12 protein-coding genes are annotated in these 13,561 nt (G+C 71.8%); 4 read left to right on the forward strand and 8 right to left on the reverse strand.

Going from position 1 to position 13,561, the window contains the following annotated elements; genetic code table 11:
• Positions 1 to 15: 15 nt before the first annotated feature.
• From B7R87_RS12210 to B7R87_RS12235, 6 genes are read right to left on the reverse strand one after another with little or no spacing between them, the layout of a single operon-like run.
• Complete coding sequence (locus tag B7R87_RS12210; protein WP_006706081.1) at positions 16 to 219, reverse strand: hypothetical protein; 204 nt, start codon at positions 217 to 219, stop codon at positions 16 to 18.
• A 31-nt stretch (positions 220 to 250) separates the two neighbouring features.
• Positions 251 to 661, reverse strand: coding sequence for a hypothetical protein (locus tag B7R87_RS12215; protein WP_040915961.1), 411 nt, complete (start codon positions 659 to 661; stop codon positions 251 to 253).
• On the reverse strand, positions 658 to 1,380 hold the full coding sequence (locus B7R87_RS12220; RefSeq protein ID WP_006706079.1) for a QcrA and Rieske domain-containing protein: 723 nt from the start codon (positions 1,378 to 1,380) through the stop codon (positions 658 to 660). Before B7R87_RS12220 ends, B7R87_RS12215 begins: the two co-directional genes overlap by 4 nt.
• Positions 1,377 to 1,991 carry a 4Fe-4S dicluster domain-containing protein gene (locus B7R87_RS12225; RefSeq protein WP_006706078.1) on the reverse strand — a complete coding sequence of 205 codons (615 nt, stop codon included), beginning with the start codon at positions 1,989 to 1,991 and terminating at the stop codon, positions 1,377 to 1,379. The genes B7R87_RS12220 and B7R87_RS12225 overlap by 4 nt, the downstream gene beginning before the upstream one ends.
• 8 nt (positions 1,992 to 1,999) lie before the next feature.
• Positions 2,000 to 4,327, reverse strand: a complete 2,328-nt coding sequence (locus B7R87_RS12230) for a molybdopterin oxidoreductase family protein (protein WP_006706077.1) — start codon at positions 4,325 to 4,327, stop codon at positions 2,000 to 2,002.
• Positions 4,324 to 5,430 (reverse strand): MFS transporter, encoded by a 1,107-nt coding sequence (locus tag B7R87_RS12235; RefSeq protein WP_391116586.1) that lies wholly within the window; start codon positions 5,428 to 5,430, stop codon positions 4,324 to 4,326. Before B7R87_RS12235 ends, B7R87_RS12230 begins: the two co-directional genes overlap by 4 nt.
• Positions 5,431 to 5,807: 377 nt before the next feature.
• Here B7R87_RS12235 and B7R87_RS12240 point away from each other — a divergent pair, with 377 nt between their 5' ends.
• The 3 genes from B7R87_RS12240 to B7R87_RS12250 all read left to right on the forward strand — a co-directional run bounded on the left by B7R87_RS12240 (position 5,808) and on the right by B7R87_RS12250 (position 9,246).
• Positions 5,808 to 6,956 (forward strand): low temperature requirement protein A, encoded by a 1,149-nt coding sequence (locus B7R87_RS12240; protein WP_006706076.1) that lies wholly within the window; start codon positions 5,808 to 5,810, stop codon positions 6,954 to 6,956.
• A gap of 22 nt (positions 6,957 to 6,978) precedes the next feature.
• Positions 6,979 to 8,079, forward strand: coding sequence for a P1 family peptidase (locus B7R87_RS12245; protein WP_130585070.1), 1,101 nt, complete (start codon positions 6,979 to 6,981; stop codon positions 8,077 to 8,079).
• 186 nt (positions 8,080 to 8,265) lie between these two features.
• Positions 8,266 to 9,246: a DUF6227 family protein gene (locus tag B7R87_RS12250; protein WP_006706067.1), complete on the forward strand. Its 981-nt coding sequence runs from the start codon at positions 8,266 to 8,268 to the stop codon at positions 9,244 to 9,246.
• A 127-nt stretch (positions 9,247 to 9,373) separates the two neighbouring features.
• Here the strand turns inward: B7R87_RS12250 and B7R87_RS12255 are convergent, their stop codons facing one another.
• Positions 9,374 to 11,026, reverse strand: coding sequence for an MFS transporter (locus B7R87_RS12255; RefSeq protein WP_006706066.1), 1,653 nt, complete (start codon positions 11,024 to 11,026; stop codon positions 9,374 to 9,376).
• Between the two features lie 61 nt (positions 11,027 to 11,087).
• Here B7R87_RS12255 and B7R87_RS12260 point away from each other — a divergent pair, with 61 nt between their 5' ends.
• Positions 11,088 to 12,053, forward strand: coding sequence for a helix-turn-helix transcriptional regulator (locus tag B7R87_RS12260; protein ID WP_040915951.1), 966 nt, complete (start codon positions 11,088 to 11,090; stop codon positions 12,051 to 12,053).
• 369 nt (positions 12,054 to 12,422) lie between these two features.
• Here the strand turns inward: B7R87_RS12260 and B7R87_RS12265 are convergent, their stop codons facing one another.
• The gene (locus tag B7R87_RS12265) at positions 12,423 to 13,424 is read right to left on the reverse strand and encodes a sigma-70 family RNA polymerase sigma factor (protein ID WP_006706064.1); all 1,002 of its coding nucleotides are present in this window, start codon (positions 13,422 to 13,424) and stop codon (positions 12,423 to 12,425) included.
• Between the last annotated feature and the right edge of the window lie 137 nt (positions 13,425 to 13,561).

The raw sequence follows: 13,561 nt of genomic DNA on the forward strand, positions 1-13,561 counted from the left end.
TCTCCGGGCTGCGGGTCAGAGGTGGTGGGGCGGCTTCTCGTCGAAGAAGCGCGCGAGGTCGTCGGCGCTGCCGCCCGCCGGAGGCCGCTCACCCCACCCGCGGTCCGTGTCGTCCGAGGACTGCCGGTCCAGCGGATCGTCGAAGATCAGGGCCGGGGCAGGGTTCGTGCGCCCGGGGTTCTTCGCGTCTCGCGGGCCGGGGGCGGGGGCGGTGCTCATGTCTCCAGGGTACGGCGGGTGGCGGTGGGCGTCAGCGGTCCTTCGGGCCCAGCGCCCACAGGCCCAGGACGACGAAGAACGACAGACAGAGGAAGGCCACCCCCCACCAGGCGGTTCCGGTGCGGCCCGCCATCCAGGCGTCGACGACCACGGTCAGGCCCCACAGCTGTCCGGCGACTGCCGTCAGGACGAGGACCAGACGTGCGGTGAGCCCCGCGGCCCGCTCCGGGTCCTGCTCCCCGCCGGCGCCGGGCCCCGGGCCGGTGTGGCGGATCCGGGGGTCCGTCCAGCCGCTGGTCGGTCTGATCTGCGGATACCGCTCCCGGACGGGCCGGTTCAGCCGGGGGTCCGCGCTCCCCGGACGGTACGAGGGCATGGGTGGCGGCCGGTCGTCGGGTCCGGGGGGCGGTCCGGGGGGCTGGGGGGTTCCGGCGGGTGTCATACGCGGTCCCTCGGGGGTACCGCCCCGGGGCAGCCGATCTCCAGGGCCCGCTCGGGCGCGATCTCGGCGAACTGGCGGCACCAGGCGTCCTTGTCGCTCTCCCCCGAGCGCGTGGTGGCGAGGGCCCAGATGCTGCCGTCGAGATCCTCGGTGACGATGACGCGGGGCAGCGGACGTGGCGGCGGACCGGCCGTGACCTCTCCGGTGCGGACGTTGAAGACCCCTTCGTGGCAGGGGCAGAGCAGCTCGCCTTCCTGACCGCGGTCGGCCCGGAACAGCACGGCGCAGGCGAGGTGCGTACAGACCGCGGAGTAGCCGACGAGGGTGCCGTCCGCGAGCCGCACGGCGACGGCCCGGTCCTCGTCGCCGGGGTAGGTGAAGGCGAGGGACTCGCCGGGGGCGAGCGTGTCGGCGATCTTCCGGGGCTCGGGGACCCCTTCGACGTCGTTGTGGCGGTGGAGGATGCCCGCGGCGACTCCGATGCCGCCGAGGGCGAGGCCGCCGGAGACGGTGGTGACGATCCGGAGGTAGTCGCGGCGGGTGGTGAGGGCGTCGGCCGCGATCCGGTCGTGCAGGGCCTCCCTCGCACCGCCCGGGACGCCTTCCGGCGGGCCGCCGGGCCCTTCGCCGCCGGAGCCGGGCGGAGCGCCGCTGTTCCCCGGCGGGCTTCCGGGTGGTCCGTCGCCGGGGCCCGAGGGCGGGGGCGCGGTCAGGCTCATCGGGGGTCCGCCTTCCGTACGTCGACTCCGTTCACCTCGACGACGGGCAGCCCGCCCGGGAGGGGGCGGCGGCCCCGGTCGGCGGGGACGACGGTGGCCACCCCGGTCCGTACGGTCGTGCCGCCGAAGGCGAAGGCGTCCACGACCTCGACGCCGGGCCGTTCGGCGCGCAGCTCGTCGAGGGTGCCGTAGAAGAGGGCCCCGGTGGGACAGACGGTGGCGCACATGGGGGCGAGTCCGGCGGAGGTGCGGTCGTAGCAGAGGTCGCACTTCATCTGGAGCTTCGCCGCGAGGTCGATCTTGGGGACGCCGAAGGGGCAGGCGTTGACGCAGTTGGCGCAGCCGATGCAGCGGGAGGTGTCGGCGGTCTGTACGACCCCGTCGACGGTGACCAGGATCGCGTCGGCCGGGCACACCTCGGCGCAGGGCGCGACGGGGTCCTCGCAGTGCATGCAGACGGTGGGAAGGGAGGCGACGGAATGGCCCTCGTCGGGGTAGTCGAGGTGGATCATCGACTTGCCGCGGTGCGAGTCGCATTCGCGGCAGGCGGAGACGCAGGCCTGGCAGCCGATGCAGCGGCCGGGGTCGATGAAGATCGTTCTGCCCATCATGGCGGGCGTCAGCTCCTCTCCGCGGTGCCGCGGCCCTGGGGTGCCGTGGGCGGCAGGGGATCGGTCCGGGCGGCCTGGGCCTTCGGGGGGTATGCGCTGCGGCCGGGCGGAGTGGGCGGCGCCGGGACCTCGTCGAGGTGTTCGGCGCGTTCGAGCCGGCAGGCGCAGACCTTGTACTCGGGGATCTTGGAGCGGGGGTCGAGTGCGGCGTTCGTCAGGGTGTTGGCCGCGGTGGGGATCGGCCAGTGGTACGGGACGAAGACGGTGTCGGGCCGGATCGCCTCGGTGACCAGGGCGGGCAGGACGGTGGCGCCGCGGCGGGTGACGACCCGGACGGGGTCGCCGTTGCGGAAGCCGTGCGCGGGGTGCAGTTCCACCCAGGGGCGCGGGGTCTGCTCGACCAGGGCGCCCAGTCTGCGGGTCTGGTTGCCGGACAGGAAGTGGGCGACGGTCCGGCCGGTGGTGAGCGACAGCGGGTATTCGTCGCTGTACGGATCCGCCGGCGGCCGCCACTCCACCCGCTGGAGGTGGATCAGCCCGTCCGGGTGGTGGGTCCGGCCGTCCTCGAAGAGCCGGGGCGTGCCCGGATGGTCGGTGGTGGGGCAGGGCCAGGCGATACCACCGGTCTCCTCCAGACGTTCGTAGGTGATGCCGTAATAGTCGTTGACCGTTCCGGCGGAGGCGATCCGGAGTTCCTCGAAGACGTCACGGGAGCCGGTGAAGGCGAACTTGTCGCCCGCGCCCAGCAGCTGGGCGAGGCGGCACATCACCCAGGTGTCGGTGCGTACTCCGGGGGGTGGTTCCTGGGCCTTGTTGTGTTTGACGACCCGGGCTTCGGCGTTGGCCATCACGCCTTCGTCCTCGGCCCAGGTGGTGACCGGGAGGACGACGTGTGCGTTGGCGGCGGTCTCGGAGAGGAAGAAATCGCATTGGACGTGGAAGTCGAGGGTGTCGTAGGCCGCTGTGACGGCCGGCAGGTCCGGAAGGGAGACGAAGGGGTTGTTGCAGATGCCGAGCAGACCGCGGATCTCACCGCGCCGCATCTGGTGGACCATTTCCACCATGGAGGTGCCCGCCCGGGGCAGTTCGGCCTCGTCGATGCCCCAGATCCGGCTGATCTGGCGGCGGTGCTCGGGATCGTTGATGGAGCGGCCGCCGGGCAGGAGGTCCGACTTCTGGCCGTGCTCCCGGCCGCCCTGTCCGTTGCCCTGGCCGGTGAGGGTGCCGTATCCGGCGCCGGGGCGTCCGATGTTGCCGGTGGCGGCGCAGAGGTTGATGACGGCGAGGCAGTTGTCCACGCCCTGGGTGTGGTGTTCGATACCGCGGGCGTGCCAGGCCATGGCCTTGTCGGCGGTGCCGAAGACCCGGGCGACCTCGGCGATCTGCTCGGCCGGTACTCCGCAGATCTCCGCCGCCCGCCGGGGCGGGCAGTCGGCGGCCGCGGCCCGGGCCTCCTCCCAGCCGCTGGTGCGCGTGGCGAGGAATGCCTCGTCGGTGAGGCTTTCTTCGACGACGACGTGCAGGACGGCGTTGAAGAAGGCGGCGTCCGTGCCGGGCCGCAGTGCCACGTGGATGTCGGCGGTACGGGCCACCGCGGTCTCGCGGGGGTCGACGACGATGAGCTTGGCCCCCCGGTCGCGTGCTCCCCATACGTACTGGGTCAGTACGGGGAAGCACTCCCCGACGTTGGCTCCGGCGATCAGCAGACAGTCGGTGAGGAGGATGTCGGAGAAGGGGTTGCCGGCCCGGTCGATGCCGAAGGCGAGTTTGTTGGCGCCCGCGGCGGAGACCATGCAGAGACGGCCGTTGTAGTCGACGTGCCGGGTCTTCAGGGCGATCCGGGCGAACTTGCCGACCAGGTAGGTCTTCTCGGTGAAGAGGCTGGCCCCGCCGAGCATGCCGAAGGCGTCGTTGCCGTGGCGGGCCTGGACGGCGCGGATCCCGGCGGCGGTGACGGAGAGGGCTTCGTCCCAGGAGACTTCCCGGAAGGGTTCGTCCCGGGAGCTGCGGACCAGGGGCGCGGTGAGCCGGTCGGGGTGGTTGACCTGCTGGTAGGCGTTGATGCCCTTGGGGCAGAGCCGCATCCGGTTGATGTCGTGGTTGCGCGGCTCGACGCCGAAGACGGTGCCGGTGCGGTCCACTCTGAGATATATGCCGCACTGCACCCCGCAGAAGCAGCAGTGGGTGGGGACGAGGGTCTCGCCGTCCCGGGCGCCCCGCCAGTTCCCGGCGGGCAGCCCTCCGGCGTCCCGGAAGGCGGTGGTGCCCGGCGGTGCGAGCGCCGGGTCCAGCGGCAGACGGTCGTCCGTGGCGGGCGGGCGGGGGGCGCTGGTCACCGGAAGCCCTTCTTGACCTCGGAGAGGTATGCGGAGCCCCGCAGGACCCGCTTGCAGCGGGGGCAGTACTCGGCCCAGTCGCCGAAGTCGAGTTCCAGATCACGCAGGGTGCCGCGGACGGTGTCGATGGACGGGGTGGTGTCGACGGGCTCCGAGCAGCGGCGGCAGACGAGGACCTCCGCGTCCTGTCGGGCCGTGTACTTGACCAGTTGCATACCGACGGCGGCCGGCCGCTGGACGATGTGGAAGAACTTGCCGAAGGGGATGTACACCAGCGTCAGCACGACCACGGCCATGTGCAGGACGGCCAGGAACTGGTATCCGCCGCCGTCGAGGAAAAGCGACGAGAAGGTGAGGAGGAGACCTGTGACGGCGATGACGATCAGGGCGATCAGCGGAACGAGATCGTAGGCGAACCGCTGCCCGGCGACGGTTCCCCGGTTTCTCGTGCGGCGCCACAGGAAATAGGAGGCGCCCGCGATGACCAGGACGGCGGCGAGGTCGAGGCCGTGGAACATGATCCAGCCGAAGGCGCTGAGGGCGTTGAAGCCGAGGACCTTGAATCCCCAGATCCGCATCTCGTAGCCGGGTCCGGAACCGCTGGCCGAGGTGAAGGTGAACCAGCCCCAGGTGAGGGGGAAGGTGATCAGAGCGGCGAGTACGCAGCCCCAGAACATCGACTGGTGGGCGATCCACCGGGCCCGGGAGCGGGCGCCCAGGAACTTCTGGAAGCCGAGGTAGGTGGCGATCATCCGGGGCACGGCGGTGGGCGCCCGGCGGAAGTTGGCGACCGAGAAGAAGGCGCGCCATCCCTGACGGAAGAGGCGGTGGGCGCCCGGGGAGGAAATCCAGACGGTGTAGCGGTAGGCCACACCGAAGGCGAGGAAGACCGTGGCGACGGCATAGGGAAGGAGGGCCGAGTCGAAGTTGTGCAGCATCCTGCTGCCGAGCACGATCGCCAGGATCAGCAGCCCGGAGACGATCGCCCCGACGAGCACGGCACGTGCCGCCACGGACCCGGACGTCTCGGGCGGGCGGGGGGAGAGGGAGGGGGGAGCCCCCCGGGGAGGTGGGTCGTCGGGAGGCGGCGGCGGGGCGGTCACGCGGCCACCGTAGGCAGCACCGGTGGAATGCGCCCTTTGTGGCAGATTCCTGTCAGGCGGTGGGGTGACGGCTTAGGCCAGTCGGCCCGTGCCCCGGATAGGGAGGGGGCCGGGCGCGGGAAGGGCCTCGTATGACGATGCCCCCTGCCGGAGACGGCCCCGAAGACAGGTCCGGGTCAGAGGCCGGTGGCGGGGCGGGCCCCGGGTCCGGGTCCGGGTCCGGGTCCGGTGCCGAGGCCGGGACGGGGTCAGGTGCGGGGGCCGAGCCCGGGGCCCGACCCGGAGCCGAAGCCGGGGCGGGGCCAGGGGCCGAGGCAGGGGCGGGTGGCGGGGAGTCCGGGGTGCTGCCAGGGCACGGGGTTGCGCCCTGGCGGCGCATGCTCCCCCGCCGTACCGACGAGCCGCACCGTGCCGCGACCCCGCTGGAGCTGTTCTTCGACCTCTGCTTCGTCGTGGCCGTGGCGCAGGCGGGCGTGCAGCTCGTGCACGCGGTCGCCGAGGGGCATATCGCGCAGGGCGTCGCCGGGTACGGGTTCGTCTTCTTCGGGGTGTGGTGGGCGTGGATGAACTTCACCTGGTTCGCCTCCGCCTACGACTGCGACGACGTGCCGTACCGGATCGCGACGCTGGTGCAGATCGCCGGGGTGCTGGTCTACGCGGCGGGGGTCCCGCGGGCGTTCGACGCGAACGACTGGAGCATCGCGGTCGCCGGGTATCTGATCATGCGGCTCGCGCTGACGACGCAGTGGCTGCGGGCCGCGGCTTCGGAGACCGGCGAGGCACGGCGTACGGCGCTGCGGTACGCCGGGGGGATCGCGCTCTGCCAGCTGGCGTGGGTGGCGCTGCTGTTCGCGCCGGACGACACCAAGCGGTGGCTGTTCCTGGTGGTGATCGCGGGCGAGCTGGCGGTGCCGCTGTTCGCGGAGTTCCGGCACCGGACGCCGTGGCATCCGCACCACATCGCGGAGCGGTACGGGCTGTTCACGCTGATCGTGCTCGGGGAGACGATGTCGGCGAGCACGATCGCCGTCCAGTCGGCGCTGGACGAGCACAAGGCGGTGGCCGAGCTGCTGCCGCTGGCGGCCGGGGGCCTGCTGATCATCTTCTCTGCCTGGTGGATCTACTTCGCGGTCCCGGAGCACGAGCATCTGACGTCCAACCGGCGGGCGATTCCGTGGGGCTACGGCCATGTGCTGGTGTTCGGTTCGGCCGCGGCGATCGGCGCGGGCATGGAGGTGGCCGTGGAGCACGCGGTCGGCCAGGCGCGGGTGTCGGACGCGGCGGCCGCGGCCTCGGTCACCGTGCCGACGGCGGTCTTCCTGCTGACGGTGTGGCTGCTGCACTCCCGGCATTTCAAGCGGGGTGCGGCACAGCAGTCGGTGCTGCCGCTCGCGGCAGCGGCGGTACTGGGATGCACCTTCGGCGGTGACTGGGCGGTTCCGGCGGCCGGTCTGGTGGCGGCGGGGGCGGTGGCGGTCGGGGTGGTGCTGTCGGAGCGGACGCGGGGCGCGGCGCTGCCCGCGTGATCCCGCGTGATACGGAGACCCCATGAGTGATGCGAGTGATGCGACGGGCGTACGGGACGGGCTGACGGATGTGGCCGGGCTGCGGGTGGGCCATGCGGAGGTACCGGGCCCGGGGGCGTTGAGCGGAACGACGGTGGTGCTGGCGCCGGAGGGGGGTGCGGTGGCGGCGGTGGACGTCCGCGGCGGCGGCCCGGGCACGCGGGAGACGGATGCGCTGGACCCCCGCAATCTGGTGCAGCGGGTGGAGGCGGTGGTGCTGACCGGCGGCAGTGCGTTCGGGCTGGACGCGGCGGGCGGGGTGATGGCGTGGCTGGAGGAGCGGGGGCGGGGGGTGCCGGTGGCGCCGGGCCGGGTGGTGCCCGTGGTTCCGGCGGCCTGTGTGTTCGACCTGGGGCGCGGCGGGGACTGGGGTGCGCGGCCGGGGGCGGCGACGGGCCGGGCCGCGGTGGAGGCCGCGGAGGCGTCGGGCGAGGGCGCTCCGGTGGCGGAGGGGAACGTCGGCGCGGGCCGGGGTGCGGTGGCCGGTGGGCTCAAGGGGGGTGTGGGGACGGCGAGTGCGGTGCTGCGGGGCGCGGGGGCGGACGGTGCGGATGTGACGGTGGCGGCGCTGGTGGTGGCGAATGCGGCGGGGTCGGTGGTGGATCCGGCGACGGGGGTGCTGTACGGGCAGTACGTGCACGGGACGGGCGGCGGTGCGCCGGGGGCCGCCGGTGCGGGGGCGGAGTGGATCCGGTTCCCGGAGCCCGCGGTGCACGCGGCGGCGCTGCGGCGGCTGGAGGAGGCGCGGGAGGCGAGCGGTCCGCCGCCGTTGAACACGACACTGGCGGTGGTGGCGACGGACGCCGATCTGGTACGGGCGCAGGCGCACAAGCTTGCGGGTACGGCGCACGACGGTATCGCGCGCGCCGTACGTCCGGTGCATCTGCTGAACGACGGCGACACGGTGTTCGCGCTCGCCACGGGGGCGGTCGCGCTGCCCGCGGAGAGTCCGCTGGCGCTGAACGGTGTGCTGGCGGCGGGCGCGGACGTGGTGTCGCGGGCGCTGGTGAAGGCGGTGCTGGCGGCGGAGTCGGTGGCGGGTCCGGGCGGGGTGTATCCGGCGTACCGCGATCTCTACCGGTAGCCCCACCGCAGCCGTCGTACGCCCGGCCGAGGACATCAACTGACATGCCAGATATGCACCGTTGACAGCGGGCGGGAACTTCCCCAAGAGTTCCTACGTTTTCGGTAAGGCTGGACGCGGTGTCGGAAGCAGGGGCTACTTTTAGCAATCAACGTGTTACTTGTGGCGACGGCCAGGAGACCCACTTTGAACGATCCGTACGAGACAACCGAGACGCACCTCGCGCGACTCCTGGGTCGGGCGCTCAACTCCTTCGACCTGCCGGATGCGACGGTCGAGAGACTGTACTCGGCTCTGGCTCACGCGAGTTCGCTGCACTCTTCGCACCACAGCGCGGATCTGGACCGTGCCACGTACCGTCATGCGTATCTGCTCGCCGACGGTTCCTCGGTGGTGCTGTGGGAGCTGGTGCACAATTCGGGGCCCGGCAGTTCGGAGCAGCACGAGGTGTACGCGGACGAGTCGGAGGTGCGGCTGGCCGCTTCCCGGCTGCCGTCGGGCTTTCCCGGTTTCGCGGACCCGGGTCCGGCCGGCCGTCCGGATGCGGGTTTCGGTGCCGTCCGCGGTTCCGGCAGGGGCGGCGGGCACGGCAGCCCGGGCGCGGGGGCCGTTGGTGCGGGTGCTGCCGGGGCCGAGGCGTCCGGTGGCGAGTACGGCGTACCGGACGCGGCGGACCGGGGTGCGCTCGGGCCCGCGGGTCTGGGTTCCGATCCCCTTCAGGGCGGGGATTTCGGTCCCGTCCCCGGTCCGGGGTTCGACAGCGATATCGACCTGCTCGCCGGGCTGCTGGCGGCGCCGCCCGCCCCGCTTCCCCGGATGTACGTCCCGGACAACTCCGCCGACCACGCCCGCCGGGTGCTGCGCCGCGCGGAGAATGCGGACGGTCCCGGTCCGGAGACGGCGGAGTTGCTGCGCAGCGCCTTCGCCCACCACATCACCCAGGTCTTCGGCCGTCAGTGCCGGGTCGGTGACCGGGAGGCCGGGTTCACCCTCTACGAGCATGCGTTTCTGCTGATCGACGGGGCGGAGGTCTCCCTCTGGGAGGTCGAGCACACGGCGACTCCCGACGGCAGGCATATGTGCGAGGTGTATGTGTCGGAAAGTGATGCGCGAGGGGCGATGGAATCGCGCGGGCGGGGTCGTTCGGTGCCGCGCGCCGGTCTCTGACAGAGCTTCCCGCATCCCGTCCCGGTGCAGGCAAGGGCCGAGGGCCCCGGGGTGTGTCTCCCGGGGCCCTCGGTTCGTTCTGTTGCTGCCAGTGCCCTCAAGGACTACTGCCCCGAGGACTGCTGCTTCAGGGGGTCAGCGCGGTTTCCCTGACCTTCTCGGTGTTCGCAGCGGCCTGCGGGTCCCCGGCGTTCTCCTCCGCCCCGGCTCCGGTGGCCGTGTCCCGCGGCTCGCCGGGGAGTTCGCCGCCGCCGCCCTCCAGATGCTGGGCCGGGCGGGCGGGCAGCGCGAACATCAGCAGGAAGATCACGCCCAGGACCGCGACGATCCACCACAGCGACCCCTGGAAGGCGTCCGAGAAGGCGGTTCCGGTGGTGCTCGGGGTGAGCCGCTCCTCGTCGATGGCGCCGAAGAAGACGACGGCGACCAGTCCGAGTCCGAGGGCGGTGCCCATCTGCTGCACGGTGCTGATCAGCCCGGACGCGGATCCGGCGTGCTCGCGCGGTACGCCGGACAGGATCGCGTCGGTCAGCGGGGCCACGATCAGGCCCATTCCGGCGCCCATCAGGACCAGCGGGGCGATCATCTGCCAGGTGGTGATGGCGGTGCCGTAGCGGTCGGCCTCCCAGATGTAGAGCAGAAGTCCGGCGATCATCGTCAGCGCACCGGCCTGGAGGACCTTGCGGCCGTACTTCGGTACCAGCTTCTGGACCGAGATCCCCGCCGCGACCGAGACGGCTATCGAGAACGGGACGCCCGTCAGCCCGGCGCGCAGCGCGCTCCAGCCCAGACCGGTCTGCATATAGATCGTCCAGACCAGGAAGAAGACACCGAGGGCGAGGCCGAAGACGAGCTGGACCGAGATTCCGGCGGCGAAGGACTTGACCGAGAAGAGGGAGAGTTCGATCAGCGGTGAGCCGTCCTTGCGGGCCTTGTACCGCTCGTAGGCCACCAGGGCTCCGAAGACCGGCAGGCTGCCGGCCATGCAGACGTAGCCCCAGACGGGCCAGTCCAGCTCATGGCCGCGGGTCAGCGGATAGACCAGCATCAGCATGGCGGTGGTGACCAGGACGACGCCGACGAAGTCGAGCCGGAGCGCCTTCGGTGCCTTGGACTCGGTGATGTACTTGCGGCCCAGGATCAGCCCGGCGATGCCGACGGGCAGGTTGATCAGGAAGATCGGGCGCCATTCGAGGCCGAAGAGGTTCCACTGGGTGAGCAGGGCGCCGAGGAGCGGTCCGGAGACCGCGCCGAGTCCGACGATGGCGCCGAAGAGTCCGAAGACCTTGCCGCGTTCATGGGCCGGGAAGGTGGCGTGGACGATGGAGAGCACCTGGGGGACCATCAGGGCCGCCATGGCGCCCTGGAACAGCCGGGCCGCGATGAGCATCTCCGGGTTGGCGGCCAGACCGCAGAGCGCGGAGGCGACGGTGAATCCGCTGATGCCGATGAGGAAGAGGCGCTTGCGGCCGTAGATGTCGCCGAGCCGACCGCCCGTGATCAGACCGGCCGCGAAGGCCAGAGCGTATCCGGCGGTGATCCACTGGATGGCGCCGAAGGACGCGTCGATGGTCCGCTCGATGCTGGGGATCGCGATATTGACGATGGTGACATCGACGAGGTCCATGAACGCGGCCGTCATGATCACGGCGAGGGCGATCCAGCGGCGCCGGTCGGCCTCTCCTCCGGCGGCGTTCTCACCGGCGGTGGGACCGGAGAGGCCGTCGGACTCGTCGGCCGGGGACTCCGGTGCACTGCTCTGGGCTGGCTTTGAGGTCATGTAAGGACAGTAGGAGGCCACTAGGACAAAAGCAGTCCTAGTTGGGGTCATCCTGGGAAACATGACGGACACTCCAGTACGCCTGTTGAATCTTCTCTCCCTCCTCCAGACGCCGCGCGAGTGGCCGGGCAGCGAGCTGGCCGACCGGCTCTCGGTGAGCACCCGGACCATCCGCCGGGATATCGACCGGCTGCGGGATCTGGGCTATCCGGTGGAGGCCACGAAGGGTGCGGTCGGTGGATACCGGCTGGTCGCGGGGGCGGCGATGCCTCCGCTGCTGCTCGACGACGAGGAGGCGGTGGCGATCGCGGTGGGGCTGCGGGCGGGGGCGGGGCATGCCATCGAGGGCGTCGAGGAGGCGTCCGTACGGGCTCTGGCCAAGCTGGAGCAGGTGCTGCCGAACCGGCTGCGGCACCGGGTGTCGGCCCTGCAGAACGCGACGATCCCGCTGGTCCGCGGCGACGGGGCGACGATCGACCCGCGGACGCTGACCGTGATCGCGGGTGCGGTGAGCGGGCGGGAGAAGCTGCGCTTCGGCTATCGCGCCGGGGACGGTGCGGAGACGAAGCGGCTGGTGGAGCCGTATCGGCTGGTGTCGACCGGGTGGCGCTGGTATCTGGTGGCGTACGACCTGGGCCGGGAGGACTGGCGGACCTTCCGGGTGGACCGGGTGTCGGAGCCGTTTGCGACGGGGGCGCGGTTCGAGGTCCGGGAGCTGCCGATGGGCAGTGGGGCGGAGTTGCTGAAGGCGACGATGTCGAGGCGGTCGCGGAACGAGTACGACGTGGAGGTGGAGTTCGAGGCACCGGCGGAGTTCGTGGCGGCCCGGCTGCCGGCGCATCTGGGGGCGCCGGTACCGACCGGGGACACGAGCTGCCGGCTGCGGCACCGCTCCACGGACTCGGTGGAGTGGCTGGCGGTACGGCTGGCCCTGGTGGACTGCGAGTTCACCGTCCGTGCGCCGGTCGAGCTGGTGGAGTACGCGAGGGATCTCGGCGCCCGTCTGACGCGGTCCACGGCGGTCTGAGGGGAAGCCCGCGCCGGGACGGTACGCCGACGGGCCCGCGCGGCACGGCACGGCGCGGGCACGACACGGCGCGGCGCGGGAAAGCGCAGGCACGGAAAGCGCAGACGCGGGAAAGGACCGGCACAGCACGACACAGCACGGACCGGCGCCGGCAAGCACCGGCGGGCGCGGACAGGACCCGTGGGGACCCGCGCAGGGAAGGACCCCGAGGCCGGGGGGAGGGCCTCGGGGTCCGCTCGGTGGGGGCCTGTTCGGCCCCGGGTGGCGGGGTCCCGCCCACGGGACGCGCCGCCGGTCGGGCGTTGGTACGGGCGGTGGTACGGCGTCCGGATGACCGGCCGCCGCCCCGGTCCGCTACGCCGGTACGGCCTACGCCGCCTCGTCGAAGCCCGTGTCCCGCGCCATGCGCTTCAGCTCCACCAGCGCGTGCTTTTCGATCTGGCGGATGCGCTCCCGCGTCAGGCCGTGCTCCTTGCCGACCTCGGTCAGGGTGCGCTCCCGGCCGTCGACGATTCCGTACCGCATCCGGATGATGGAGGCGGTGCGCTGGTCGAGCTGTCCGATCAGATCGTCGAGGCCTTCGCTGCGCAGCAGCGTCAGCACGGACTGCTCCGGCGAGATCGCGGAGGTGTCCTCCAGCAGATCACCGAACTGGGTCTCCCCGGCGTCGTCCACGGCCATGTTCAGGCTGACGGGGTCGCGGGCCCAGTCCAGGACGTCGGTGACGCGCTCGGGGGTGGACCCCAGCTCCTGCGCGATCTCGGCGGCCTCGGGCTCCCGGCCCTTCTCCCGGTTGAATTCGCGCTGCACCCGGCGGATCCGGCCCAGCTCCTCCACCAGGTGGACGGGGAGCCGGATGGTGCGCGACTGGTCGGCTATGGAGCGGGTGATGGCCTGGCGGATCCACCACGTCGCATAGGTGGAGAACTTGAAGCCCTTCGCGTAGTCGAACTTCTCGACCGCGCGGACCAGGCCCGCGTTCCCCTCCTGGATGAGGTCGAGCAGCGGCAGTCCGCTGCGCGGATAGCGGCGGGCGACGGCGACGACCAGCCGGAGATTGGAGCGGATGAACTCGTCCTTCGCCCGCTCGCCCGCGGCGGCCAGCGCCTCCAGCTCCTCGCGCCCGGCTCCGCCCGCCTCGCCCTCCACCTCGCCGTCGAGGATCTGCCGGGCGTAGACCCCGGCCTCGATGGTCTGGGACAGCTCGACTTCGCGGGCCGCGTCGAGCAGCGGCGTACGCGCGATTTCGTCGAGATACATGCCGACCAGGTCGCGGTCGGCGATTTCTCCGCCGGAGGCGCGAGCGCTGCTGGCCCGGCCAGTGGTCCCCTTGGTCTCGGACTGGCGACGGGCGACGGCACGGGTGGCCATGCGAGCTCCCTTGCTGAGTAGGTCGCGACACCCTTCCGGGTGCCCTGCTTCCGATGGAATCAACGATTGCAATCCGGACAGAATTCCCGTGGGGCCCGGCATTTTTTATGATCTTGCAGTACCCTGTCCGGCCACAT

It is taken from the genome of Streptomyces tsukubensis (assembly GCF_003932715.1).
In the GTDB taxonomy this organism is placed as follows: Bacteria; Actinomycetota; Actinomycetes; order Streptomycetales; family Streptomycetaceae; genus Streptomyces; species Streptomyces tsukubensis.